At 73.2% G+C, this 23,867-nt stretch carries 30 protein-coding genes; 15 read left to right on the forward strand and 15 right to left on the reverse strand.

What is annotated here, in order from left to right:
• Positions 1 to 62: 62 nt before the first annotated feature.
• From NMK34_RS09285 to sigB, 4 genes are all read right to left on the reverse strand, one after another.
• Complete coding sequence (locus tag NMK34_RS09285; protein WP_318333037.1) at positions 63 to 470, reverse strand: VOC family protein; 408 nt, start codon at positions 468 to 470, stop codon at positions 63 to 65.
• Entirely contained in the window at positions 467 to 958 is a 492-nt protein-coding gene (locus NMK34_RS09290) for an SRPBCC family protein (protein WP_318333038.1), read from the reverse strand. Before NMK34_RS09290 ends, NMK34_RS09285 begins: the two co-directional genes overlap by 4 nt.
• Complete coding sequence (locus tag NMK34_RS09295) at positions 955 to 1,290, reverse strand: ArsR/SmtB family transcription factor (protein WP_412098867.1); 336 nt, start codon at positions 1,288 to 1,290, stop codon at positions 955 to 957. Before NMK34_RS09295 ends, NMK34_RS09290 begins: the two co-directional genes overlap by 4 nt.
• A 109-nt stretch (positions 1,291 to 1,399) precedes the next feature.
• Positions 1,400 to 2,386, reverse strand: a complete 987-nt coding sequence (gene sigB / locus NMK34_RS09300) for an RNA polymerase sigma factor SigB (protein ID WP_318333040.1) — start codon at positions 2,384 to 2,386, stop codon at positions 1,400 to 1,402.
• Between the two features lie 220 nt (positions 2,387 to 2,606).
• Here sigB and NMK34_RS09305 point away from each other — a divergent pair, with 220 nt between their 5' ends.
• Positions 2,607 to 3,395 carry a sporulation protein gene (locus NMK34_RS09305; RefSeq protein ID WP_318336303.1) on the forward strand — a complete coding sequence of 263 codons (789 nt, stop codon included), beginning with the start codon at positions 2,607 to 2,609 and terminating at the stop codon, positions 3,393 to 3,395.
• Here NMK34_RS09305 and dtd read toward each other — a convergent pair.
• Together dtd and NMK34_RS09315 are read right to left on the reverse strand one after the other, a co-directional pair.
• A complete protein-coding gene (gene dtd / locus NMK34_RS09310) occupies positions 3,392 to 3,814 on the reverse strand; it encodes a D-aminoacyl-tRNA deacylase (protein WP_135238932.1) in 423 nt (140 codons plus the stop codon). The two genes, NMK34_RS09305 and dtd, sit on opposite strands and share 4 nt — an antisense overlap.
• Positions 3,814 to 5,298: a methyltransferase gene (locus NMK34_RS09315; protein WP_318333041.1), complete on the reverse strand. Its 1,485-nt coding sequence runs from the start codon at positions 5,296 to 5,298 to the stop codon at positions 3,814 to 3,816. Before NMK34_RS09315 ends, dtd begins: the two co-directional genes overlap by 1 nt.
• Positions 5,299 to 5,478: 180 nt before the next feature.
• Between NMK34_RS09315 and NMK34_RS09320 the strand changes: the two genes are divergently transcribed.
• The 3 genes from NMK34_RS09320 to NMK34_RS09330 all read left to right on the forward strand — a co-directional run bounded on the left by NMK34_RS09320 (position 5,479) and on the right by NMK34_RS09330 (position 8,706).
• Complete coding sequence (locus NMK34_RS09320; protein ID WP_318333042.1) at positions 5,479 to 6,699, forward strand: S8 family peptidase; 1,221 nt, start codon at positions 5,479 to 5,481, stop codon at positions 6,697 to 6,699.
• A 118-nt stretch (positions 6,700 to 6,817) separates the two neighbouring features.
• On the forward strand, positions 6,818 to 7,402 hold the full coding sequence (locus NMK34_RS09325) for an HhH-GPD-type base excision DNA repair protein (protein ID WP_318333043.1): 585 nt from the start codon (positions 6,818 to 6,820) through the stop codon (positions 7,400 to 7,402).
• Between the two features lie 71 nt (positions 7,403 to 7,473).
• Positions 7,474 to 8,706 (forward strand): low temperature requirement protein A, encoded by a 1,233-nt coding sequence (locus NMK34_RS09330; protein ID WP_318333044.1) that lies wholly within the window; start codon positions 7,474 to 7,476, stop codon positions 8,704 to 8,706.
• A 4-nt stretch (positions 8,707 to 8,710) separates the two neighbouring features.
• Here the strand turns inward: NMK34_RS09330 and NMK34_RS09335 are convergent, their stop codons facing one another.
• Together NMK34_RS09335 and NMK34_RS09340 are read right to left on the reverse strand one after the other, a co-directional pair.
• A complete protein-coding gene (locus NMK34_RS09335) occupies positions 8,711 to 9,022 on the reverse strand; it encodes a hypothetical protein (protein WP_013284778.1) in 312 nt (103 codons plus the stop codon).
• Entirely contained in the window at positions 9,012 to 9,323 is a 312-nt protein-coding gene (locus NMK34_RS09340) for a hypothetical protein (RefSeq protein ID WP_262013550.1), read from the reverse strand. Before NMK34_RS09340 ends, NMK34_RS09335 begins: the two co-directional genes overlap by 11 nt.
• 106 nt (positions 9,324 to 9,429) lie before the next feature.
• On the opposite strand from NMK34_RS09340, the gene NMK34_RS09345 reads away from it, so the two are divergent.
• On the forward strand, positions 9,430 to 9,786 hold the full coding sequence (locus NMK34_RS09345) for a DUF3099 domain-containing protein (RefSeq protein ID WP_318333045.1): 357 nt from the start codon (positions 9,430 to 9,432) through the stop codon (positions 9,784 to 9,786).
• Positions 9,787 to 9,825: 39 nt separating this feature from the next.
• On the opposite strand, the gene NMK34_RS09350 is transcribed toward NMK34_RS09345, so the two are convergent.
• On the reverse strand, positions 9,826 to 10,722 hold the full coding sequence (locus NMK34_RS09350; protein ID WP_064447137.1) for a carbohydrate kinase family protein: 897 nt from the start codon (positions 10,720 to 10,722) through the stop codon (positions 9,826 to 9,828).
• Positions 10,719 to 11,645 (reverse strand): pseudouridine-5'-phosphate glycosidase, encoded by a 927-nt coding sequence (locus tag NMK34_RS09355; RefSeq protein ID WP_318333046.1) that lies wholly within the window; start codon positions 11,643 to 11,645, stop codon positions 10,719 to 10,721. The genes NMK34_RS09350 and NMK34_RS09355 overlap by 4 nt, the downstream gene beginning before the upstream one ends.
• 88 nt (positions 11,646 to 11,733) lie before the next feature.
• Here NMK34_RS09355 and NMK34_RS09360 point away from each other — a divergent pair, with 88 nt between their 5' ends.
• The 3 genes from NMK34_RS09360 to NMK34_RS09370 all read left to right on the forward strand — a co-directional run bounded on the left by NMK34_RS09360 (position 11,734) and on the right by NMK34_RS09370 (position 14,556).
• Positions 11,734 to 11,952 carry a DUF3039 domain-containing protein gene (locus NMK34_RS09360; RefSeq protein ID WP_013284783.1) on the forward strand — a complete coding sequence of 73 codons (219 nt, stop codon included), beginning with the start codon at positions 11,734 to 11,736 and terminating at the stop codon, positions 11,950 to 11,952.
• A gap of 40 nt (positions 11,953 to 11,992) precedes the next feature.
• Positions 11,993 to 12,643, forward strand: a complete 651-nt coding sequence (locus NMK34_RS09365; protein WP_318333047.1) for a trimeric intracellular cation channel family protein — start codon at positions 11,993 to 11,995, stop codon at positions 12,641 to 12,643.
• Positions 12,644 to 12,834: 191 nt separating this feature from the next.
• A complete protein-coding gene (locus NMK34_RS09370) occupies positions 12,835 to 14,556 on the forward strand; it encodes a DEAD/DEAH box helicase (protein WP_318336304.1) in 1,722 nt (573 codons plus the stop codon).
• Between the two features lie 152 nt (positions 14,557 to 14,708).
• On the opposite strand, the gene NMK34_RS09375 is transcribed toward NMK34_RS09370, so the two are convergent.
• Both NMK34_RS09375 and NMK34_RS09380 read right to left on the reverse strand, forming a co-directional pair.
• The gene (locus NMK34_RS09375; RefSeq protein WP_013284786.1) at positions 14,709 to 14,942 is read right to left on the reverse strand and encodes a hypothetical protein; all 234 of its coding nucleotides are present in this window, start codon (positions 14,940 to 14,942) and stop codon (positions 14,709 to 14,711) included.
• A 244-nt stretch (positions 14,943 to 15,186) separates the two neighbouring features.
• Positions 15,187 to 16,788 carry an RNA polymerase sigma factor gene (locus NMK34_RS09380; protein ID WP_216932660.1) on the reverse strand — a complete coding sequence of 534 codons (1,602 nt, stop codon included), beginning with the start codon at positions 16,786 to 16,788 and terminating at the stop codon, positions 15,187 to 15,189.
• Between the two features lie 286 nt (positions 16,789 to 17,074).
• Here NMK34_RS09380 and NMK34_RS09385 point away from each other — a divergent pair, with 286 nt between their 5' ends.
• Entirely contained in the window at positions 17,075 to 17,896 is an 822-nt protein-coding gene (locus tag NMK34_RS09385; RefSeq protein ID WP_318333048.1) for an inositol monophosphatase family protein, read from the forward strand.
• A gap of 67 nt (positions 17,897 to 17,963) precedes the next feature.
• On the opposite strand, the gene NMK34_RS09390 is transcribed toward NMK34_RS09385, so the two are convergent.
• The gene (locus tag NMK34_RS09390) at positions 17,964 to 18,479 is read right to left on the reverse strand and encodes a LytR C-terminal domain-containing protein (RefSeq protein ID WP_318336305.1); all 516 of its coding nucleotides are present in this window, start codon (positions 18,477 to 18,479) and stop codon (positions 17,964 to 17,966) included.
• 439 nt (positions 18,480 to 18,918) lie between these two features.
• Here NMK34_RS09390 and NMK34_RS09395 point away from each other — a divergent pair, with 439 nt between their 5' ends.
• Together NMK34_RS09395 and NMK34_RS09400 are read left to right on the forward strand one after the other, a co-directional pair.
• Positions 18,919 to 19,215: a DUF4193 domain-containing protein gene (locus NMK34_RS09395; protein WP_013284790.1), complete on the forward strand. Its 297-nt coding sequence runs from the start codon at positions 18,919 to 18,921 to the stop codon at positions 19,213 to 19,215.
• A 216-nt stretch (positions 19,216 to 19,431) separates the two neighbouring features.
• Complete coding sequence (locus NMK34_RS09400; RefSeq protein ID WP_194803039.1) at positions 19,432 to 20,160, forward strand: hypothetical protein; 729 nt, start codon at positions 19,432 to 19,434, stop codon at positions 20,158 to 20,160.
• A 56-nt stretch (positions 20,161 to 20,216) separates the two neighbouring features.
• Here the strand turns inward: NMK34_RS09400 and NMK34_RS09405 are convergent, their stop codons facing one another.
• On the reverse strand, positions 20,217 to 20,708 hold the full coding sequence (locus NMK34_RS09405) for a DUF3093 domain-containing protein (RefSeq protein WP_194803000.1): 492 nt from the start codon (positions 20,706 to 20,708) through the stop codon (positions 20,217 to 20,219).
• Positions 20,709 to 20,793: 85 nt separating this feature from the next.
• Here NMK34_RS09405 and dut point away from each other — a divergent pair, with 85 nt between their 5' ends.
• From dut to NMK34_RS09425, 4 genes are all read left to right on the forward strand, one after another.
• Positions 20,794 to 21,291 (forward strand): dUTP diphosphatase, encoded by a 498-nt coding sequence (dut, locus tag NMK34_RS09410; protein ID WP_318333049.1) that lies wholly within the window; start codon positions 20,794 to 20,796, stop codon positions 21,289 to 21,291.
• A 25-nt stretch (positions 21,292 to 21,316) separates the two neighbouring features.
• Positions 21,317 to 21,937 (forward strand): DUF3710 domain-containing protein, encoded by a 621-nt coding sequence (locus tag NMK34_RS09415; RefSeq protein ID WP_412098868.1) that lies wholly within the window; start codon positions 21,317 to 21,319, stop codon positions 21,935 to 21,937.
• A 173-nt stretch (positions 21,938 to 22,110) separates the two neighbouring features.
• On the forward strand, positions 22,111 to 22,491 hold the full coding sequence (locus tag NMK34_RS09420) for an OB-fold nucleic acid binding domain-containing protein (RefSeq protein WP_013284795.1): 381 nt from the start codon (positions 22,111 to 22,113) through the stop codon (positions 22,489 to 22,491).
• Positions 22,488 to 23,168 (forward strand): DUF3159 domain-containing protein, encoded by a 681-nt coding sequence (locus NMK34_RS09425; RefSeq protein ID WP_318333050.1) that lies wholly within the window; start codon positions 22,488 to 22,490, stop codon positions 23,166 to 23,168. Before NMK34_RS09420 ends, NMK34_RS09425 begins: the two co-directional genes overlap by 4 nt.
• A 7-nt stretch (positions 23,169 to 23,175) precedes the next feature.
• Here the strand turns inward: NMK34_RS09425 and NMK34_RS09430 are convergent, their stop codons facing one another.
• Positions 23,176 to 23,865 carry a potassium channel family protein gene (locus NMK34_RS09430; RefSeq protein ID WP_194803003.1) on the reverse strand — a complete coding sequence of 230 codons (690 nt, stop codon included), beginning with the start codon at positions 23,863 to 23,865 and terminating at the stop codon, positions 23,176 to 23,178.
• Positions 23,866 to 23,867 lie beyond the last annotated feature (2 nt).

A 23,867-nucleotide genomic window follows, 5' to 3' on the forward strand; every position in this document is an offset into this window, starting at 1 on the left:
TTAACAGCGCCCGCCCGCGCGACGGCCGGGCGCCGCAGCGCCGGCCCCGCGCGCCGCAGCGCTCAACCGCGCGCGGAGATCTGCTGCACCGACCACTCGTTGCCGTCCGGGTCGCGGAAGAACAGGAAGCCGACGTTGTCCAGCGGATGCGGCACCGGGTACGGGTTCTGGCCCATCACCTGGATCTCGCTCACCTCGACGCCCCGCTCGACCAGTTCGGCGCGCGCCCGCTCCAGGTCCGGTACGACCAGCTGCACGCCCTTGAGCGAGCCCGGCGGCATCTCCGGTACGGCGCCCCGGCCGAGGACGATCGAGCACCCGGAGCCCGGGGGAGTGAGCTGGACGATCCGCCCCGCGCCACCCAGATCCGTGTCGTGGTCGAGGACGAAGCCGAGCTGCTGCGCGTAGAAATCCTTGGCCCGGTCCAGGTCGGAGACCGGTACGACCACCACTTCCAGCGTCCAGTTCATGTCGTCGCTCCTGTCGTCGAATCGGTGTGCAGCGCTGCCGCGAGCCGGTCGAACGCCTCGCTCAGGCCGCGGGTCATCGGATAGCGCAGGACGGTGTCGCGGCCCTGCGCGGTGGCGTACCGCAGGTGGGTGACGACTGTCGTCCGGTCCGCCGAGCCGGTGAAGTCGTGGCGGACGAGCGTCTCGCCCGGATAGGACTGGTCGTCGAAGAGTTCGGTGCAGACCAGCCGCGCGGGCGGGTCGATCTCCCGGTACGTGCCGCCCTGGCCCATCAGGTCGCCGTCCGGCCCCCGGGAGACGAACCGCCACCGCCCGCCCACCCGCAGGTCCACCTCGCACTCGACGAGATGCCAGCCCCGGGCGCCCCACCAGCGGACCAGCAGCTCGGGGCGGGTGAAGGCGGCGAACACGAGGTGGCGCGGAGCGGCGAAGTCGCGGCTGAGCCGGATCTCCCGGTCGCCGGGCAGGCTCACGGTCAGGCCGGTCACCGCTGCTCCCCGGCGGTCAGTTCGGCGAGCACGTCGTCCAGTCGCGCGTAGCTCTCGGCCCAGTAGTCCCGGTAGTCCGCCAGCCACGTGACCGCCTCCCGCAGCGGCCGGGCGTCGAGCCGGCAGGGACGGCGTTGCGCGTCCCGGCCCCGGGTGACCAGGCCGGCGCGTTCGAGCACCTTGAGGTGCTTGGAGACGGCCGGCTGGCTCATCGCGAATGGCTCGGCCAGCTCGGTGACGGTCGCCTCCCCGGCGGCCAGCCGGGTGAGGATGGCACGCCGGGTGGGGTCGGCGAGCGCGGCGAAGGTGGCGTCGAGCAGATCCGCGGACACGTTCATAACCTCCTGGTTGTGTAACCATTCGGTTCTATACGGCGGATGCGCCCGGGTCAAGCGCGACAGGCCCCGGCGAACCGCCGGGGCCTGTCGGGGCAGGGGTGGATCAGCAGGCGTACGCCTCCAGCCGGTTCGCCCGCTCCGGGTCGCGCAGCTTCAGCAGCGTGACCTTCTCGATCTGCCGGATCCGCTCCCGGGACAGCCCGAACTCGCGGCCGACCTCGTCCAGCGTGCGCTGCCGGCCGTCGTCCAGGCCGAAGCGCAGCCGGATCACCGCCTGCTCCCGCTGGGACAGCGTGGCCAGCACGATGCGGACCTCGTTGCGCAGCTCGCCGTTCGTGGCGGCGTCGCCCGGCTCGGTACGCGGGTCGACGGCGGCGACGAAGTCGCCGAGCGCGCTCTCGCCGTCCTCGCCGACGGCCTGGTCCAGGCTGACCGGCTCCCGGTCGTAGGAGATCAGCTCGATCACCTGGAACTCCGGGATCTCCAGCGCCACCGCCACCTCGCTGACGGTGGGCTCGCGGCCCAGCGTCACCGACAGCTCGCGGCGCACCCGGACCATCCGGTTGACCTGCTCGACCATGTGCACGGGGATGCGGATGGTGCGGGCCTGGTCGGCCATGGCGCGGGTGATGGCCTGGCGGATCCACCAGGTGGCGTAGGTGGAGAACTTGTAGCCCTTGGTGTAGTCGAACTTCTCGACGGCGCGGATGAGGCCGAGGTTGCCTTCCTGGATGAGGTCGAGGAAGGCCATGCCGCGACCGGTGTAGCGCTTGGCGATGCTCACCACCAACCGCAGGTTGGCCTCCAGCAGGTGGTCCTTGGCGGCGCGGCCCTCGGCCGCGATCAGCGCCAGGTCCGCGCGCAGCTCGGCGGAGACGGGGGTGCAGGTGGCCAGCTTCTCCTCGGCGAAGAGGCCGGCCTCGATCCGCCTGCTCAACTCGACCTCCTGCGCCGCGGTGAGCAGCTTGGTGCGGCCGATGCCGTTCAGGTACGCCCGGACCAGGTCGGTGGAGACGCCGCGCTCGTCGGTGGCGTCGAGGTCCGTGAGGGTGACGTCCATGTCCTGGTGCTCGATCATCTGCTGGGTCATCTCTGTTCTCCCCGTGTCCGACGTGCCTACCGGTCCCGTGCCGCCCACGCGGTGGTGGCCGATGACAAACAGCTTGGCGGTCGGGGCGTGAGACGGGAGTGAGGCGATCGGGGACCCGACAGGAATCCACGCGGGAATCCGGCACTCCCTTGCCCGGCGCGGTTACGGTGCCACCGACCGGCCGTCCGGGCCGGCCCGGCACTGATGATCGGAGAACGTGGTGGTCTTCAAGCGGCTCATGCAGGCGATGGGTGTGGGCGGACCGTCGGTGGAGACGGTGCTGGCCAACCCGAACTGCCGCCCGGGCGGCGTTCTGGAGGGCCGGATCCAGGTGGTCGGCGGCGACCACCCGGTGGACGTGAGCTACGTCGCACTCGGCCTGGTCACGCGGGTCGAGGTGGAGAGCTCCGACAGCGAGTACGACGTCAACCAGGAGTTCGGCCGGGCCCAGATGACCGGCCCGTTCCGGCTGGAGCCGGGGCAGCGTCACGACGTGCCGTTCCGCTTCCAGGTGCCCTGGGAGACCCCGCTGACCGACCTGTACGGCCAGCACCTGCACGGCATGACGATGGGTCTGCGTACCGAGCTGGAGGTGGCGCGGGCGATGGACAAGGGTGACCTGGACCCGGTGGCGGTGCACCCGCTGCCCGCCCACGAGCGGCTGCTGGAGGCCCTGCTACGGCTGGGCTTCCGCTTCGCGCGCGCCGACGTCGAGCGTGGACACATCTACGGCGTACACCAGCAGTTGCCCTTCTACCAGGAGATCGAGTTCTACCCGGCGCCGCAGTACGCGGGCGCGATGAACCAGCTGGAGGTCACCTTCGTGACCGATCCGCGCCAGGTCCACGTGGTGCTGGAGCTGGACAAGCGGGGCGGCCTGTTCACCGAGGGCCGGGACGCGTTCGGCCGGTTCACAGTGGACCACGCGACCGCGGACCGCACGGACTGGGCCGCCCAGCTCGACGGCTGGCTGCGGCAGTCGCTGTCCCGCCGGGGCCTGTTCTTCTAGAGGTCGAGCACGAGGGTCCGGGGACCGACGTTGACGCTCTCCACCAGCATGTGGGCGCGGAAACGGCCGGTCTCCACCTTCGCGCCCCGGGACCGCAGCTGCTCGACCACCGCGTCCACCAGGGGTTCGGCCACCTCGGCGGGAGCGGCGGCGGTCCAGCTCGGCCGCCGGCCCTTGCGGGCGTCGCCGTAGAGCGTGAACTGGCTGACCACGAGCAGCGGCGCCCCGACGTCCGCGGCGCTGCGCTCGTCGTCGAGGATGCGCAGCTCGTGCAGCTTGCGGGCCATCGTGGCGGCCACCTGCGGGGTGTCGGTGTGGGTGACGCCGAGCAGCACCAGCAGCCCGTCGGCGATCTCACCTGTCACCTCGTCGTCGACAGTCACCCGGGCCCGGCCGACGGTCTGCACCACCGCCCGCATCAGTCGGTCACCGGCTCGACGATGCCGCGCTCGACCAGGTGCGCCACGATCGGTCCGGCCGCCTCGGCCAGCTCGTCCGGTGCCACGTCGTGCGCGGCGGCCAGCAGGGCGAGCTGGTCGCGCAGCGGCAGCCGGCCGTCGGCGCCGCCGACCAGGGCGAGCACCAGCGGGTCGATCTCCTCCGACCAGCGCAGGCCGCGCGGCATGGCCAGGACCTGCCGGTCCACCGCCCAGCCGTCGTCGCCCATGGTGGCCTCCTGCCGGAGCTGGAGCCCTTCGGCGGCACGGTAGCGGGCGGCGAGCAGGCCCTCGGTGTCCCGGGCACGCAGCCAGTCCTGCCGGCCGAACCACTCGCCGATCCGGTCGCCCAGCGGCGGCTCGACCCGCTGACGCAGATCCTCCACCCGGACCACCGGCTGGTCGTGGCCGGAGCGGCGCAGCGAGACGATGCCGAAACCGATCGCCTCGACCTTGTGCGCGTCGAACCAGTCCAGCCAGGCCGCCATCCGCTGCGGGTCGGCGCTCTCGCCGACGTCGGTGAGCCAGAGGTTCACGTACGCCATCGGGTCGGCCACCTCGCGCTGGATCACCCAGGCGTCCAGGCCGGTGCCGGTGAACCAGCCGGTGACCCGCTCGGCCCAGTCCTCGCCGGTGACGTGCACCCAGTTCGCCAGGTACTGCATGGTGCCGCCCTCGGTGAGCAGGTCAGGCGCGGCAGCGGCCAGCTCCGCGCCGATCGCGTCGCCCACCCGCCCGGAGTCCCGGTAGACGTGCGTGGTGGTGCCCGGGCCGACCACGAACGGCGGGTTGCTGACCACCAGGTCGAAGCGGCGCCCGGCCACCGGGGCGACCATGTCGCCGCGCAGCAGCTCCCAGTCCTGGCCGTTGAGCGCGGCCGTGGTGGCGGCGAACCGCAGCGCCCGTTCGGAGACGTCGGTGGCGGTGACCCGGCGGGCGTGGGTGCCCAGGTGCAGCGCCTGGACGCCGGAGCCGGTGCCCAGGTCGAGCGCGGTGTCCACGACCGGGCGCACGGCGGCCGAGATCAGCGTCTGGGTGGCGCCACCGATGCCCAGCACGTGCTCGGCGTGCAGCGGGCGCCCGGGCCGCGCGCTGGCGGGCACGTCGGCGAGCACCCACCAGTCGTCGCCGTACGGCTCCAGGTCGACCCCGGCGCGCAGGCCGTCGCCGTGCCGCTCGACGATGCCCCCGGCCAGCGCCTCGTCCAGCGCCAGCGGGGCCAGCGCGTCGGCGACCGCCGCCTCCGGCTCGGTCTGGTCGCAGATGAAGACGCGGATCAGCGTGGCCAGCCGGTCCCGGTCCTCGGTGGCGCGCAGCGCGGCCCGGTAATCGTTACGGGCCACCGCCCCGGTGCCCTGCGGGCCCAGGCGGTCGGCGATCCCGTTGGCGGTGAAGCGGGCGAGCGTCAGCGCGGTGCGCAGCGCGTCGACCCCGGCGGGGGAGAGCAGCATCTCGTGACGGTCCACGTGCTCATCCTGCCTCGGATGCACTCCGGCGTGGCGCGCACCCGCCGATCCATAACGTGAACCGCATCTATCGGCAACTATCTCTTTCATGTCTATCGATCTCTGGTTAGCATTCCTGCCAACATCCGTCGATGGGGTGATCCGGACACAAACCGGGCCGCCCCGGTAGGGAGCCAGACGATGCCCGACGTGTCCCTTCCCCGGCGCCGCGCGCTGCGTGCGCTCGCCGTCACGGCCGCCGCCGCGGCCTTCGCCGCCGCCGCCTCCACGCCCGCTCTCGCCGCACCCACCGGGGAGATCCGGTACGCCGGTGCCGCCGACGCCGTCAGCGGCAGCTACGTGGTCGTGCTCAAGGGCGACGCGGTCGGCACCGCGAACACCCTCGCCGCCCGTACCGCTGTGCCGGACCGGGCCGCCGGCCTGGCCAAGCGCTACGGCGGCAACGTCGGCACGGTGTGGAGCTCCGCTCTCACCGGCTACAGCGCGAAGATGACCCCCGCCCAGGCGCGCCGGCTCGCCGCCGACCCGTCCGTCGCGTACGTCGAGCAGGATCGCGTCATGACCACCCAGGGCACCCAGACCGGCGCCACCTGGGGCCTGGACCGGATCGACCAGCGCAACCTGCCGCTGAACAGCACCTTCACCTACCCGAACACCGCCACCAACGTGCGCGCCTACATCATCGACACGGGCATCCGCACCACCCACAGCGACTTCGGCGGCCGGGCCACCTGGGGCACCAACACGGTCGACAGCAACAACACCGACTGCAACGGCCACGGCACGCACGTCGCCGGCACCGTCGGCGGCACCAAGTACGGCGTGGCCAAGGGCGTGCGCCTGGTGGCCGTCAAGGTGCTCAACTGCTCCGGCAGCGGCACCACCGCCGGCGTGATCAGCGGAGTCAACTGGGTCACCTCGAACGCGGTGAAGCCGGCCGTGGCGAACATGAGCCTCGGCGGCGGTGCCAGCAGCACGCTGGACAACGCGGTGGCCAACTCGATCAACTCCGGCATCACGTACGCGCTCGCGGCCGGCAACTCCAGCGCCAACGCGTGCAACTCCTCGCCGGCCCGTGTCGCCTCGGCGATCACCGTCGGCTCGACCACCAGCACCGACGCGCGGTCGTCCTTCTCCAACTACGGCTCCTGCGTGGACATCTTCGCCCCGGGTTCGTCGATCACCTCGGCGTGGCGCACCAGCGACACCGCCACCAACACGATCAGCGGCACCTCGATGGCGTCCCCGCACGTGGCCGGCGCGGCGGCGCTTGTCCTGTCCGCCAACACCTCCTACACCCCGGCTCAGGTGGCCAGCTACCTGACCAGCAACGCCACCACCGGCAAGGTGACCAGCCCGGGCTCGGGCTCGCCGAACCGCCTGCTCTTCGTCGTCAACTGACGGCACGGGTGACCTGACCACACCGTGGGCCGCGGCCCGGTGGACCTCGCAGAGGTTCGCCGGGCCGCGTCACGTCGTCGGGGAGTCGGCGCCCGCGACCGGCGGGCGGGGCGGCAGGATGGTCCCCATGACGCTCTCCCTGCCCATCGACCCGCAGGCCAACGAACTGCTGGCGCGCAGCCCGCTGGCCCTGCTCCTCGGCATGGTGCTGGATCAGCAGGTGCCGATGGAGAAGGCGTTCTCCTCCCCGTACGTGCTGGCGCAGCGGCTCGGCCACGAGCCGGACGCCGCGGAACTGGCCGGGTACGACCCGGAGGCGCTCGTGGAGATCTTCGCCCGGCCGCCCGCGCTGCACCGCTTTCCCAAGGCGATGGCGGCCCGCGTGCAGGAGGTGTGCCGGGCGCTCGTCGAGCGCTACGACGGCGACCCGGCCCGGCTCTGGTCCGACGTGACCGACGGCCGGGAGCTGCTGCGCCGGGTGGGTGAGCTGCCCGGGTTCGGCCGGCAGAAGGCACAGATCTTCGTCGCGCTGCTCGGCAAGCGGTTCGGGATCACCCCGGACGGCTGGCGCGAGGCGGCCGGCGACTACGGCGACGCGGACGCCCACCGGTCGGTCGCGGACGTGACCGACCCGGAGTCGCTGCGCCGGGTACGCGAGTTCAAGCAGCGGATGAAGGCGGAGTCGAAGGCCGCGAAGGGCTGATCCGCCGCCCGCCGCCGCAACCGGCCGCCGTCCCTGTCGTTTGTCGCCAGGACGGAGGACGGGAGCGGACGATGACCGAGCAGCGGGGCGGGGCGCTGCTGCGCACCGGGTCCAGCCCGGGTCGGGCCACGTTCCTGGAGCTCTTCTTCGACCTGGTCTTCGTGTTCGCGTTGACCCGGGTCTCGCAGCGCCTGATCAACGGCATCGAGGGCTCCGCCGGGGCGGTGGCCGCCGAGGTGGGCAAGACCCTGCTGCTGTTCCTGGTGCTCTGGCAGGTCTGGACCCTCACCACCTGGGTGACCAGCCGGTACGAGCCGGAGCGCACGGTCATCCAGGTCGTGGTGGTCGGCACCATGTTCGGCAGCCTGGTGCTGGGGGTGACGCTGCCCCGCGCGCTGGAGGAGCGGGCGTTGCCGTTCGCGCTCGCGTACGTGGTGGTGATGGTCGGCCGGCCGCTGCTGATCGCGGTGGCGTTGCGTGCCCACCCGCGGCGTCTGGTCCCGGCGCGGCTGGCAGTCTGGGCGGGGGTCAGCGCCCCGCTGTGGATCGCCGGCGCGCTGCTGCCCGGTCCGCGCCTGGCGCTGTGGGTCGTGGCGCTGGCGATGGACCATCTCGGCACGTTCCTGGGCTGGCCGCTGCCGTGGATCGGGGCGTCGCGCATCCGGCAGTGGCTCGTCGCCGGGGAGCACCTGGCAGAGCGCTACCAGCAGATCTTCCTCATCGCGCTCGGCGAGTCGATCCTGGTGATCGGCGTGACCTACAGCGGGAAGGAGTTCTCCGGCGACGCGGCGGTGGCGTTCACGATCTCGTTCGTGATCACCGCGTTGCTCTGGCGGATCTACTTCTACCGGGCCGGTCACCTGCTGGCGCAGGCGCTGCGGATGGCCGGCACGCCGGGGCGGCTGGCCGAGTCGGCGGCGCAGACCCATCTGTTCATGGTGCTCGGCGTGATCGGCGCCGCTGTCGGCTACGAGCTGGTCATCGCCCACCCGTACGACACGGCCCGGCCGAACTGGCTGGTCTTCGTGGTGGGCGGCCCGGCGCTGTTCCTGGCCGCCCGTTCCCGGTTCGAGTACGAGATCTTCGGCCGGGTGTCCCGCCCCCGGCTGGCCGGGCTGCTGGCCCTGGTGCTGCTCCTGCCCGCGCTGGCGACCGTGCCGGCGATGTTCGCGCTCGGCGCGGTGGCCCTCGTGCTGGCGCTCGTCGCGTTCGCCGACGCCCGCCGGGCCTGGCACCGGCCGCCGGAGTCCTCCGCCTCCCCGATCGGGCGGGAGGCGCTCGGCGAGGGCGGCCCCGAGGCGTGAGCCGTCAGGCGGCGGTCGGGCGGGACAGCGACGCCAGCGCGCGGCGGACGTCGGCCAGCGAGACGGTGGCCGAGTCGTCCAGGTCGGCCAGGCCGGCCTCGATCCACTGCCGCATCAGCGTGGTCACGCCGATGCCGCGCGCGTCGGCGGCGGCGCGGACCCGCTCGTACGTCTCCAGCGGGAGCCGGACCGACCGGCTGACCATCGGCACGTCGGTGTCGGGGGTGGGCAGCTGCGCCGGTGACGTGTCGTCGATCAGGTCGGCGAACGCGTCGCCTCCGGCGTGGAACCGCTTGGTCGCCTCGTCACGATGCATCGTGACCGCCTCCTCGTCGGCGTGATCTCCGCACCGCCTCGTCGTAGCGCTTGGCCTCGACGTCGCTCAGCTCGCGGGCGGAGAGGATGTCCCAGTCGTTGTCGGTGCCGTCGGCCTCGGCCAGCAGCACGGCGAGCCGCCGGCCCCGGTGGTCGGTGGCGTAGACCACCATCACGTCGTCACCGAGGTGCCGGATGACCCGGCGGTTGCTGTGCAGGGCCTCCCAGACTTCCCCGGGTGTGACGTCGTAGACCCGCAGGTTCGCCAGCGCCTCGTCGGTGAAGCTGAACCGGTTGGCCACGGGCGAAGCGTACCACGCACGTAACACGCGCCCGGCTGTCACGAATTTCGCCGATCATCCGTCCGGAGTGACAGGATGGGCCCTATCCCCTCGTAGGAGGTCCGTGGTGAAGCGTCAGGCGTACCAGCCGATACTGATCACCGACGCCCCGCGCAGCCAGGACGACCAGCTCAACAGCCGGCAGAAGCGTTACGTGCTGATGATGGCCATCCGGGTCGCGTGTCTGGTGGCGGGCGCGATCCTGGTCGGCGCGAAGGCCCCGCTGCTCTGGCTCTGGCTGCCGCTGTGCGCGCTCGGCATGGTGCTCGTGCCCTGGCTCGCCGTGCTGCTCGCCAACGACCGGCCGCCCAAGGAGGAGCACCGGCTGGCGAACCGGTTCCAGAACCGGCGCCGCGAGGAGCCCGCGCCCACCGCTCTGACCGCCGAGGAGAGCCCGCACAAGATCATCGACGCGGAGCCCTGACCGGTCCGGGCGGAGCACCGCCCGGACCGGCCACCGCCGTCAGGGTGCCGGGCGGGCGCCCACCGTCGTCACGGCGAGCGCGCCCAGGTCACCGGCGCGGGCCAGCGCGGCACGCGGGTCGGCCCCGGCCAGCCACGCGGTGAGCAGCCCGGCCGCGAACGCGTCGCCGGCGCCGGTCACGTCCACCACGTCCACCCCTGGTGCCGGCGCGAACTCCACCACGCCGCCGCGCTCCACCCACACCGCGCCCGCCGCGCCGCGCTTGACCACCACCCGGTGCGCCACAGCTGTCAGCGCCCGCGCCTGCGCCGCCGGGTCCAGCCCGCCGGCCAGCACCGTCGCCTCGTCCGTGTTGACGAGCAGCAGGTCGACGTCGCGTACCCAGGTCAGGAACGCCCCGCCGACGCGCCGCAGCGGCGCCGCGGACGCCGCGTCGACGCTGACGGTCAGCCCGCGCTCGCGGGCCGTGGCCAGCGCGCGCAGGCCGGCGCCGCGCGACCCGACGTCCAACAGGGTGTACGCGGACAGGTGCAGATGCCCGGCGTCGGGCGCGGCGGCCAGCGCCGCGTCCACGTGCGCGGCGGTCAGCCGCAGGTTCGCGCCCCGCTGGCTGATCATCGTGCGCTCCCCGTCGTGGGCGAGCACGATGACGGTGCCGGTCGGGTAGCCCTCGTGCCGCTCCACCGCGCAGTCCACACCGATGCGGGTCAGTTCGGCCACCCGCTCCCGGCCGGTCTCGTCGTCGCCGACGGCGGCGACCAGCGTCACCGCAGCGCCCTGCCCGGCGAGCCAGGCCGCGGTGTTCGCCGCCTGCCCGCCGCCGCTGAACCGGATCCCGGCCGCGGTGTCCGAGCCGGTCGCGAGCGGCCCGGACAGCACCGCGAGCACGTCGGTGATCACGTCGCCGACGACGACTATCCGCGGCGTCGCGCTCATGGGGTGCGGCGGGCCGCCGCGGCGACCGCGATCCGGGCCGCGAGGTCGGCGTTGCGCAGGATGATCCGGACGTTCACCGCCAGGCTGGCGCCCTCGGTGGCGGAGTGGAAGTGCGACAGCAGGAACGGGGTGACCGCCTTGCCGGTGATCCCCTCGCGGGCCAGCGCGGCCAGTCCCTCGGCGAGCGTGCGGTCGTGCAGCGCCGGGTCGAGCTGCTCGTCGGCGGGCAGCGGGTTGGCCACCACCAGGCCGCCGTGGTGCACGCCGTGCGCCGCGCGGGCGGCCAGCACGTCCGCCACCTGCTCCGGCGACTCGACCGACCAGTCCAGGTCGAAGCCCGCGTCGGTGAGGTAGAAGCCGGGGAAGCGGCGGGTTCGGTAGCCGACCACGCCCACCCCGAGCGTCTCCAGCCGCTCCAGCGTGGCGCCCACGTCGAGGATCGACTTCACCCCGGCGCAGACCACGGCGATCGGCGTCCGGGCCAGCGTGACCAGGTCGGCCGACTCGTCGAAGGTCTGCGCCGCCTCCCGGTGCACGCCGCCGAGCCCACCGGTGGCGAACACGCCGATCCCGGCCGCCGCCGCGACCGCGCTCGTAGCCGCCACGGTGGTGGCGCCGTCCGCTCCGGTGGCCGCCGCCGGGGCCAGGTCGCGGACCGAGAGCTTGCTCACGCCGTCGACGGTGGCGAGCCGGGTGAGCTGGGCGTCGTCCAGCCCGACCCGCAGTTCCCCGGCGACCATGCCGATGGTGGCCGGCACCGCCCCCGCGTCCCGTACCGCCTGCTCGATCTCGCGCGCCACCCGCAGGTTGGCCGGGCGAGGCAGCCCGTGCGAGACGATCGTGCTCTCCAACGCCACGACCGGGCGGCTGTCCCGCAGGGCGTCGGCCACCTCACTACCGAGACTGATGTGAAAGTTGGTCACGTCGGTTACCGTACGGGCCGCTTCCGGCCGGGGCCCAGGTGGACCGGGGCGGACCGACCTGCAAAACTGGAACGCCGGAGGTGGAGTCGTGAGCACAGAGGTTCTCGAGCGTCCCGAGCTGAAGGACGCGGACACTGGTCCGGAGATGTTCCACTACGTCCGCAAGGAGAAGATCGCCGAGAGTGCCGTCATGGGCACCTACGTGGTCGCGCTCTGCGGCGAGACGTTCCCGGTCACCAAGGCGGCCAAGCCCGGCTCGCCCGTGTGCCCGAAGTGCAAGGAGATCTACGACTCGTACGCCGAGTGACGGCGGGCGGCTCCGCCGCCCCTCGACGTAACCTGCGGCGGTGACCACCTCCACCGCCCTGCTCCTCGCCGACCTGACCGGCGTGGCGGTCTTCGCCGCCTCCGGCGCCTCCGCGGCGGTGGCGAAACGGCTCGACCTGTTCGGGGTGGTGTTCGTCGGTGTGGTCGCCGCGCTCGGCGGCGGCATCTTCCGCGACCTGGTCATCGACGAGGTACCCCCGCTGGCGTTCGCCGACTGGCGCTACGCCGCCACCGCGGCCGTCACCGCCACCGCCGTGTTCTGGCTGCACCCCCAGCTCGCTCGGCTGCGCACCACGGTGCTGGTGCTGGACGCCGCCGGCCTCGGCCTGTTCACCGTCACCGGCACGCTCAAGGCCCTCGACGCCGCCGTGCCGGCGGTCGGCGCCTGCATGATCGGCATGCTCACCGCGATCGGCGGCGGTCTCGGCCGGGACCTGCTCACCGGCGAGATCCCGGTGGTGCTGCGCCGCGAGATCTACGCCCTGGCCGCGCTCGCCGGCTCGGTCGCGGTGGCGCTGCTGTCGGCCTGCGGACAGGCCACCGCCGTGCCGCTCACCGGCGCCGCGCTGTTCGTGTTCGGGCTGCGCCTGATCGCGTTGCGCCGCCGCTGGTCCGCCCCGGTGGCGACGATGCGGCCGCCGCGCACCGGCACCCGGGGACCACTGCCCTGACCCGCCCTGCGCCGGGGTGGACGGATGTGACAGGCGTGGCGTCGAGTGGGGCGTACGGCCCGCGCTGGTTATGCTGAACCGGCCTTCGCGGCACCGGATGCGCGAGGGCGTTTTCATGGGCGGCGGCTCCCGTGGCCCCGGTCGGGCCCGCCGCCGTCCGCGGCGGAGAGGAGCTACGCGTGCCACCGCGGATGCCGGCGCTCGACACGTTCCCGCCCCTGCGCGCCTGGCAACGCAAGGCGCTCGTGGAATACCTGCGCCGCCGGACCGAGGACTTCACCGCGGTCGCCACGCCCGGCGCCGGTAAGACCACGTTCGCGCTGCGCATCGCCGCCGAGCTGCTCGCCGACGGCACCGTCGAGGCGGTCACCGTGGTCGCGCCGACCGAACACCTGAAGACCCAGTGGGCGCAGGCCGCGGCCCGGGTCGGCATCCAGCTCGACGCCGCGTTCCGTAACGCCGACCTGCACTCCGCCGCCGACTTCCACGGCGCGGTGGTCACCTACGCCCAGGTGGGGATGGCGCCGCAGGTGCACCGGCGGCGCACCATGACCCGGCGCACGCTCGTCATCCTCGACGAGATCCACCACGCCGGCGACTCGCGTACCTGGGGCGACGGCGTGAAGGCGGCCTTCGAGCCCGCGGTACGCCGGCTGATGCTCACCGGTACGCCGTTCCGCTCCGACGACAACCCGATCCCGTTCGTCAGCTACGAGCGCGGCGGCGACGGGCTGCTGCGCTCCCGCGCCGACTCGGTCTACGGCTACTCCGACGCGCTGCGCGAGGGCGTGGTCCGGCCGGTGCTGTTCCTGGCGTACTCGGGGGAGACCCGCTGGCGCACCAACGCCGGTGAGGAGCTGGCCGCCCGCCTCGGCGAGCCGATGACGCAGGATCTGATCGCCCAGGCGTGGCGGACCGCGCTGGACCCGGCCGGCGACTGGATGCCGCAGGTGCTGCGCGCCGCCGACGCCCGGCTGAGCGTGCTGCGTGCCAACGGCATGCCCGACGCGGGCGGCCTGGTCATCGCCAGCGACCAGCAGGTGGCCCGCTCGTACGCGAAGCTGCTGGAGCAGGTGACCGGTGAGAAGGCCGCCGTGGTGCTCTCCGACGACCAGGGCGCGTCCGCGCGGATCGCGACGTTCGCCGCGTCCCAGCAACGGTGGCTGGTCGCGGTGCGGATGGTGTCCGAGGGCGTCGACATCCCCCGCCTGGCGGTCGGCGTGTACGCGACGAGCGCCAGCACCCCGCTGTACTTCGCGCAGGCGATCGGCCGGTTCGTCCGGGCCCGCCGGTCCGGCGAGACCGCGTCGGTGTTCCTGCCCAGCGTGCCGCACCTGCTCGGGCTCGCCAGCGAGATGGAGGCCGAGCGGGACCACGTGCTCGGCAAGCCGAAGGACCGCGAGGGCTTCGACGACGACCTGCTGGAGCGCGCCCAGCGCGACGACGGCGCCAGCGGGGAGCTGGAGAAGCGCTTCGCCGCGCTCTCCGCGACCGCCGAGCTGGACCAGGTGATCTTCGACGGCGCCTCTTTCGGCACCGCCGCCCAGGCCGGCACGCCCGAGGAGGAGGAATACCTCGGTCTGCCCGGTCTGCTTACCGCCGACCAGGTCTCGCTGCTGCTGACCAAGCGGCAGGCCGAGCAGCTCGCCGCGCAGAAGCGCCGGGCCGCCCAGCGGACCGCTGAGCCGGCCGCTACGGCCCCGGCGGTGGCGCCCCCACCGATGAGTGCCGCCCAGCGCCGGGTGGCGCTACGGCGGCAACTGAACGCTCTGGTGGCCGCCCGGCACCACCACACCGGCCAGCCGCACGGGAAGATCCACGCCGAGCTGCGCCGGATCTGCGGCGGCCCGCCCAGCGCGCAGGCGACGATCGAGCAGCTCGAGGAGCGCATCGCCACCGTGCAGACCCTGTAAGGAAGGGCCCCTTATTAACGCCTCCGGTAGAGCAGGGGCCCCTTCTTAACACCGGGCGGCGCCAGGCGGCACCGGCACGAAAAACCGGCCGGAGGCTCCCCTTGCGGGTGCCTCCGGCCGGTCATGTCGGGTTGTGGACTTCTTGTCGGACCTCAGTTCGCCATCAGATCGGCGCCTCGCCAGCTGAACTCCGGGTCCGACGCGTAGCGCACGGTGATCTTGACGAGATCCTCCGCGTACTTGTTCGCGTGGTGCCCACAGAACACCAGCTCGCTCCCACCCGCCAGAGTGATGCGGAGCTTGCCGGCAGCATTGCAGCGGTCGCACCGTTCATCGGCGGCCGGGGGGCTCACCGTCTCGGGCGGCGGCGTGAGGGTCGGGGTCATCGCCTTCCTCCTCTGGTCGTCACCGATGAACACTCTCTTCGGTTGCTCACCTATCGTGCAACACCCATCTCGGGCCCTGCCTTCCCTGTGTGCCCGCGGGGGACCGAGGTCACACCTGGCGTGGAGGACAGTGTGCCGTGCACCAAGGGTGCCACGTCAACGATCACAAACAGGCAACCGAACGATCACCAAAGAGTGTTCTACGGCTAGTGATCAAACCGGCACGATTTGTTGACGTGCGCGGTCAGTCCAGGTAGTCGCGGAGCACCTGGGAACGCGAGGGGTGCCGCAACTTGGACATGGTCTTGGATTCGATCTGCCGGATGCGTTCCCGGGTCACGCCGTACACCTGGCCGATCTCGTCCAGAGTGCGCGGCTGGCCGTCGGTGAGGCCGAAACGCAGGCGCACCACGCCCGCCTCACGCTCGGACAGCGTCTGGAGGACCTGCTGGAGCTGGTCCTGCAGCAGCGAGAACGACACCGCGTCGACGGCGACGACCGCCTCGGAGTCCTCGATGAAGTCGCCGAGCTGGCTGTCACCCTCGTCGCCGATGGTCTGGTCGAGCGAGATGGGCTCCCGGGCGTACTGCTGGATCTCCAGCACCTTCTCCGGTGTGATGTCCATCTCCTTGGCCAGCTCCTCCGGGGTGGGCTCGCGGCCCAGGTCCTGGAGCAGCTCGCGCTGGATGCGGCCGAGCTTGTTGATCACCTCGACCATGTGCACGGGGATGCGGATGGTGCGGGCCTGGTCGGCCATGGCGCGGGTGATGGCCTGGCGGATCCACCAGGTGGCGTAGGTGGAGAACTTGTAGCCCTTGGTGTAGTCGAACTTCTCGACGGCGCGGATGAGGCCGAGGTTGCCTTCCTGGATGAGGTCGAGGAAGGCCATGCCGCGACCGGTGTAGCGCTTGGCCAGCGAGACCACCAGGCGGAGGTTGGCCTCCAGCAGGTGGTTCTTGGCGCGCTCGCCGTCGCGGGAGATCCACATCAGGTCGCGCTGGAGGTCGCGGACCAGCTTCTCCTCGCCCTCGTCGGCGGCGCGCAGCCGCTCGGCGGCGTAGAGGCCGGCCTCGATCCGCTTGGCCAGCTCGACCTCCTGCTCGGCGTTGAGCAGCGGCACCTTGCCGATCTGCTTCAGGTACGCCCGCACGGAGTCGGCGGAGGCGGTCAGCTCGGCGTCCCGGCGCGCCTGCTTGAGCGCCTCGGACTCCTCGTCGTCCCACTCGAAGTCGTTGTCGGTGGCGGAGCTGGCCGCGTCGGCCTCGGCGGCCTGGGTCAGCTCGGCCGGCTCCTCGACCACCACGTCCTCGATCTCGGCGGCCAGTTCCTCCGGGTCGATCTCACCGTCGGGGCCCTCGGCCTTGCCACCGGCCTTGGCCGGCTTGGCCGCGGCGGTCTTCGCCGCCACCGTGGCCTTGGTGGCGCGGGTCGCCTTGGTGGCCTTCGCCGGGGCCGCGGCCTTCGCCACGTCGGCGGTGGTGGCCTTGCGCGCGGTCGCCTTCCGGGGGGCCGGGGCGGGCGACTCCTCGGCGGCCGGAGCCTGCTTCGGGGCGGGCGCGGCGGCCTTCTTGGTGGTCTTGGCGGTGGTCGCGCGGGAGGCCGGGGTGGCGGACCGGGCGGCGGCGACGCGGCGGCGGGTGCTCGCCGAGCCGTCCACCACCACCGTCACACCCGCCTCGGAGAGCGCGCGGAGGATCTTCTTGGCCTGGGCCGGGGTCACCTCAGCGGACTCGACGGTGCGCGCGAGCTGGGCCGACGTGAGCTGGCCGCCGGCGCTCTGCGCGTGGGCGATCAGGGTGTCGGTGAGCGAGCGAACGTCGGCGCCGGTCTGGCGGGGATCTGTCACGAAGACCTTCCGGAGGCGAAAGAGCGAGCACGGCCGGGTCGTCCGGCGCAGCATGGGACGGCCGCGCCGGGCGAGTCGTTGAGGACCCCCGTGTCCCGGGCCGTCCGGTCGCTGGCGGTCCGTGGCGCGTGGGCAGGGTGAATTGTAACGCCGTCTGCCGCGATCATCCCGCGCCGCACGGCGGACCTGCGGTCCGGGACCGCAGATTCGGCGCAGATGTGGACTTTGTAAGGATGATACCCGCGCGCGAGACGGCCGGTCCCGATCGTGCGGGAAGGGGAGAAACATGATCACCTCGACGCCCACGGCGCGGGAGTTGCTCACGATCGCTGTCGACGTGGCCCGGGAGGCAGCCGCCACCGCGTACCGGATGCGGGTCGAGGGTGTCTCGGTGGCCGCGACCAAGAGCACGGTGACCGACGTGGTCACCGCCGCCGACCGGGCGGTGGAGCGGCAGGTGGTCGCCGCGCTGCGGCAGCGGCGGCCCGGCGACGCGGTGCTGGGCGAGGAGTACGGCGCGGGGGAGACCGGCCCGGCCGGCGACGACGGCGTGCGCTGGATCCTCGACCCGATCGACGGGACCGTGAACTACCTGTACGGGCTGCCCTACTGCGCCGTCTCGCTGGCCGCCGAGGTGGCCGGTGAGGTGGTCGCCGGGGTGGTCCGCAACGTCGTCACCGGCGAGGAGTGGACCGCGACGCTCGGCGGCGGCGCGTGGCGCGACGGGCAGCGGCTGCGGGGTTCCACCGCGACCGATCTCGGGCAGGCGCTCGTCGCCACCGGGTTCGGCTACGACGCCGGCCGCCGGGCGCACCAGGCGCGGGTGGTGACCGAGTTGATCCCGCACATCCGGGACATCCGCCGGATGGGAGCCGCCGCGCTCGATCTCTGCCTGGCCGCCGAGGGGCGGGTGGACGCGTACTTCGAGAAGGGGCTGGCCGACTGGGACCTGGCCGCCGGCGGGCTTGTCGCCCGGGAGGCCGGGCTGCTGGTGACCGGCCTGTCCGGCCGCCCGGCCGGACCGGACATGGTGCTCGCGGCGCCGCCGGCGCTGCACGGGCCGCTGCACGACCGGCTGGCCGACCTGGACGCCTCCGGCGGGCCGTGACCGCCGGACACGCGGCGGGGCGGCCTCCCCGGAGGGAGACCGCCCCGCGTCGCCGGGCCGCCGTCGGCTACTTGTCGATCGGCATCGGGCAGGTCTCGGGCGGCGCCTGCGGCGCGCCCAGGTCGCCGAGCGACTGGTTGACCTCGGTGGTGGTGGCGAGCTGCTGGAACTGGTTGCCCAGGACCACGTCGACCACGTCGTCCTTGCGGTTCGCGTCGAAGTCCTGGTTGGCCTCGTTCAGGAAGTACGCGCGCAGCAGGTGCGCCGAGCCGACGGCCTTGGGCCCGAACCGCAACTGGGCCACGCCGTCGAATGCCTTCTTCTCGTTGCCGACCTTCTTGACCTGGAACTTGCGGTTGCGGAAGTCGTCCGCGACGCTGCCGGCCCGGCCGGCCTCGTCGGTGGCGTTGTAGACGTTGATCTTGACGTCCTTCTGCTCCCGTAGCCGCAGGTCGACCAGCGGCCAGCCGTCCGGGCAGGCGGCCGCCGTACCGGCGGTGCCCTGACTGTCCTTCAGCACGGCGACGACCACGACGACCAGGGCGACAGCCGCCAGCAGTCCGACGACAACGAGTGCTCGCACTCGCGCAAAACTCATCCTGGGCGCTCCCCGGACAGTGATTGGGTGGTGGCGGGCGACGCGGTCGGGCCTCGACCGGTCGGCCGTCCAGTACGCCGCTGAGGTTAACGCTTGTCCGGCTCAGGCGTGGAAACAGTCCGACATACCGGCGCGCCACGCGTTGAACCGGTAGGACTACCCCTATCTTCGTGTCGCCTGAGTCACATTGGGAACAACTTCGGGCGCAGAGGCGTACATCTCTCCCGCGAGGGCGGTATACATGCCTCGCCCACAGGGGGGGTAAGGTTCCGCGCTCACCGGGGGCATTTCGCACCGGCGGGCCCGGCCCACCGCTCGTAGGGTCGGGTGCCCGACAGAGATGGTGGCCGGTCAGGGGAACCGAAACGGCGTCGTCCGGCGTTACAACCGGCAGCGACAATATCGATATTGGAGAGTGAAACCGATGGCCACCGACTACGACGCCCCGCGTCGCGACGAGGTCGACCTCGGCGAGGACAGCCTGGAAGAGCTCAAGGCCCGGCGGGTCGACTCACAGTCGGGCGCCGTGGACGTCGACGAGGCCGAGGTGGCCGAGAGCTTCGAGCTGCCCGGCGCCGATCTGGCCGACGAGGAGCTCACGGTCAAGGTCCTCCCGATGCAGCAGGACGAGTTCCGGTGCGCCCGCTGCTTCCTGGTCCACCACCGCAGCCAGCTGGCGGTCGAGCGCAACGGCGACCTGATCTGCCGCGAGTGCGTCTGATCCCGACCGGGGACACCAGCGGCGGCCTCCTCGACGGGGCCGCCGCTGTTCGAGCCGCCGCCGTGCGCGCGTGGCCGGGAGCTGCTTGACTCGTACGGGCGGCTGCCACGCCGCGCGGAGCAGGAGGGCGGACGGGTGAGCGAGCGCAGCGAACAAGCCGGCCCGGGCACGCCCGGCCCGGAGGCACCCGGCCCGGACAGCCCGGACACCGAGGAACTGGGCGCCACCGTCGCCGCCCTGACCGCCGACGACATCGCGCCCGCCCGCCGGCGGCAACTGCTCACCCGGCTGGTCGGGCAGGCCCGCGCCCGCGGGATCAGCGACCTGTTCAAGCCCCGTGCCGCAGTGCGCTGGATGACCGACACGGTCGCCGAGGTAGCCCCGCACGTGCCGATCCGTGACCTCGCCACGCTGCGGCGGCACTTCCCCGGCCTGGACGACGAGGCGCTCGCCGACCGGCTGGTCCGCAACGCGTCCCGCGCCACCGCCGGAGTCGGCGCCGCGGGCGGCGGGGTCGCCGCCGTCGAGTGGGCGGTCACGCCCACCCTGCTCTCCGCGCCCGTGCTGCTGGCCGCCGAGACGGTGGCAGTGGTGGCGATCGAGCTGAAGCTGATCGGCGAGCTGCACGAGGTCCACCGGGTGGCGCTGCCGGCCGGCGGCACCGGCCGTGCCGTGGCGCTCGTGCAGTCCTGGGCCACCCAGCGGGGGATCAACCCGATGATGCCGGGTGTCGGGGTGAGCGCCGTGCTCGGCACCGCCGCCCGCCGCGAACTACGTGACAGCCTGATGCGCCGCTTCGGGCGCAACCTCACCACGCTCGGGCCGTTCCTGACCGGCGCCGCCGTGGCCGGCTACCTCAACCGCCGGGCCACCCGCGCGCTCGGCGAGCAGCTGCGCAAGGACCTGCGGCGTACCGCGCGTGCCCTGCCGGACAAGCCGTCCTGACCGGCGGCGCCGGGCCGCGGCGGCAGCGCCGAGCCGGGCCGGGTCGCGGTGGACCGTCAGGCCGCGTCGCGGGCGGCCAGCAGGGCGGTCGCCAGCTGGACCGGATGCCGGGTGCTGACCACCCAGAACGGGGTCGGGTCGGCCGGGTCGTCCAGCACCACCTGCACCGCGCCGCCGATCCACGGCCGCTGCACCACGAAGGCCAGCGGGTCGGAGCCGACGCCGAGCACCTCGCGCCGGCCGGCCGCGTCCAGCGGCACCACGTCCGCGACGTACCGCACCGGCAGGTGGGCGTCGTCCACCCGCAGCTCGCCGTCGCGCACCTCGACCCGGATCCGGCCCAGCCACCACAGGCCGGCCACGGCGGCCGGGATCAGCAGGACGAACGGCAACCAGGCGCGTACCCCGGTCGCGCCCATCCACAGCTCGACCGCGAGCAGGACGGCCGCGGCCAGCCCGGCCGGCCAGGCCCACCAGGGCAGCCCGAGGCGCTCCGCGTACGGCGCGGCGGTGGCCGTCGGGGCGGCCGGAGATGACGACTGACGCACACAGACGAGGGTACGGCGCGCGGGCGGCCCGGCAACCGGCAGGATGGCAGGGGCACCCCGCAGGACCGGACGGAAGAGGATGACCGTGACAGACGTCGTACCCGTGCCCGTGCGGCTGCTCGACCCGGAGCTGCCACTGCCGGCGTACGCCCATCCCGGCGACGCCGGCGCGGACCTGGTGGCCGCCGCGGACGTCGAGCTGCCCCCCGGCGGCCGTGCTTTGGTCCCCACGGGCGTGGCGGTGGCGCTGCCGGACGGCTACGTCGGGCTGGTGCACCCCCGATCCGGACTCGCGGCCAGACTCGGCGTGACGGTGCTCAACGCGCCCGGTACGGTCGACGCCGGCTACCGGGGTGAGATCCTGGTCAACCTGATCAACCACGACCGGGACACACCGGCCAGGATCAGCCGGGGTGACCGCATCGCGCAGCTCGTGGTCCAGCGGGTCGCCCGGGCCGAGTTCCGGCTGGTGGCCGAGCTGCCCGGATCCCGGCGTGGCACCGGCGGGCACGGATCCACCGGCGGGCACGCCGGGCTGGTCCCGGCGCCGTCCGGCGGGCAGAGCGAAGAGGTGGCAGGGTGAGTGTGAACAGCGGAGGGTGGGCGCAGTGATCTTCTCCCGGAAGCGGGCCGACGAGGCGCGTGACAATGGGATCCTCGACGCCGAGGAGACCCCGTCGGCGCCGGACCGCGGCCCGTACGACGTCAGCGAGGCACCGGACGCGCCTCGCCTCGACCTGGGCAGCCTGCAGATCCCGGCGGTGCCGGACGTCGAGGTGCGGGTCCAGGCCGACCCGCAGGGTGTGATCCAGCAGGTCGTGCTCGTGCACGGGCAGAACGCGCTCCAGCTCGGCGTCTTCGCCGCGCCCCGGTCCGAGGGCATCTGGGCCGAGGTGCGCGAGGAGATCCGCCAGTCGCTCGTGAACGACGGCGCGACCGCCCAGGAGGTCGAGGGCGAGCGCGGGCCCGAGCTGCGCGCCCGCGTGGGTACCCCGGACGGGCCGACCGACCTGCGGTTCGTCGGCATCGACGGCCCGCGGTGGATGGTGCGCGGCGTCTTCCAGGGCGCGGCCGCCACCGACCCGGCCGCCGCCGGCCCGCTCGCGGCCTGCCTGGACGGCCTGGTCGTCGACCGCGGCCAGGAGGCCAAGCCGGTGCGCGAGCCGCTGCCGCTGCGGCTGCCCCGCGAGGTCGCCGAGCAGCAGGCCGCCGACCAGCAGGAGGTCTGAGCCACACGGGCGCGGGCCCGGCGCCGATCGGCGCCGGGCCCGCGCCCGTGTCCGGTTCGCAGGCGGCGGTACGCGCGACACGCCGCTCCCGCCGGTGGGCCACACCGGCGTACGCTGGCGGGACGGTTCCGCCGCCCGCGGGGCCCCGCTGTGGAGAGGGTGACGCGGAGGTCATGACGACCGACGAGAGCCGGGGGTCGCTGCGGCGGCTCCTGCACCGGCTCACCGCGAGCGAGGCCGAGATCGAGGCGCAGGAGCTGCGCCGGGAGAGCGCCGAGTCCGGCGGCACGCCCGCCCACCAGTGCAACAGAGGTCAGGTGGTGTCGGTGGCCGGAAGGCTGCGTACCGTCGTCTACACGCCCCGCACGAACCTGCCCACGCTGGAGGCCGACCTCTACGACGGCAACGACGTGGTGACGCTGGTCTGGCTGGGCCGCCGGCACATCGCCGGGATCGAGCCGGGCCGGCACCTGACCGCGCGCGGCCGGGTGGCGGTGCGTGACGACCGCAAGGTGATCTACAACCCGTACTACGAGCTGGAGTCGCCGAAGTGACGACCGGACAGCAGCACACCCCGTCGGGCCTCGGCCCGCAGGACGAGGAGCGGCTGCCCAGCCTCGCCGAGCAGATGGCCGACCAGCTCGGCGGGTGGCGCGGGCTGGTCGAGTCGAGCATCCCGGTGGTGGTCTTCGTGATCGCCAACGTGATCGGCGAGCTGCGCCCCGCCGTGTACGCCTCGGTGGCGGTGGCGCTGCTGATCGCCGGGCTGCGGCTGGCCCAGCGCAAGCCGGTGCGGCACGCCGTCAACGGGCTGTTCGGCGTCGGCATCGGCGCGCTGCTGGCGCTGCGCACCGGCGACGAGCGCGACTTCTACCTGCCGGGAATCCTCTACGGCATCGGGTACGGCCTGGCGCTGCTGCTGTCGGCCGTGATCCGGCAGCCGCTGGTCGGCTGGATCTGGTCGGTGCTGGTCGCCAAGGGCCGCTCCGAGTGGCGCGACGACCCCAAGCTGGTCCGCACCTTCACCCAGCTCACCGTGCTGTGGGGCGTGGTGTGGCTGGCCAAGGTCGGCGTACAGGCCGGGCTCTACCTGGCCCACCAGGACACCGCGCTCGGCGTGGCCCGGCTCGCTCTGGGCTACCCGCCGTACGCGCTGCTGCTGCTGATCACGGTGTGGGTGGTGCGCCGGGTCACCCGGGAGACCGCGCCCACCCCGCTACCCGGCTCCTGACGCCGTCTCAGGCCCGGTCGCGGTGCCGGTCCGCGCTGGCCGGGCCGAGGATGACCGTCCGCACGTCGTCCTCCACCGCGGTGGTGCAGACGAACACCAGCTCGTCGCCGGCCTCGATGGGGTCGTCCGGGGTGGGCACCAGCACCCGCTTGCCGCGCACGATCGCCACCAGCGCCGCGTCCCGCGGGATCGGCACCGCGTGGATCGGCTGCCCCACGTAGGGCGCTGTCGGCGGCAGCGTGATCTCGACCAGGTTCGCCTCGCCCTGGCGGAACGTCATCAGCCGGACCAGGTCGCCGACGGTGACCGCCTCCTCGACCAGCGCCGCCATCACCCGCGGCTTGCTCACCGCGACGTCCACGCCCCACTGCTCGGTGAACAGCCACTCGTTCTCCGCCCGGTTGACCCGGGCGACCACGCGGGGCACCGCGAACTCGGTCTTGGCCAGCAGCGACACCACCAGGTTGACCTTGTCGTCGCCGGTGGCGGCCACGACCACGTCGCACCCGGCCACGTCGGCCTCCTCCAGGCTGGCCAGCTCGCACGCGTCGGCGAGGACCCAGTCGGCGGCCGGCACCCGGTCGGGCCGCAGCATCTTCGGCTGCCGCTCGATCAGCATCACCTGGTGGCCGTTGTCGATCAGCTCCTGGGCGATCGAGCGGCCCACGTTGCCGGCGCCGGCGATGGCGATCCGCATGG

It is taken from the genome of Micromonospora sp. BRA006-A (assembly GCF_033433935.1).
GTDB classification, from domain to species: domain Bacteria; phylum Actinomycetota; class Actinomycetes; order Mycobacteriales; family Micromonosporaceae; genus Micromonospora; species Micromonospora aurantiaca.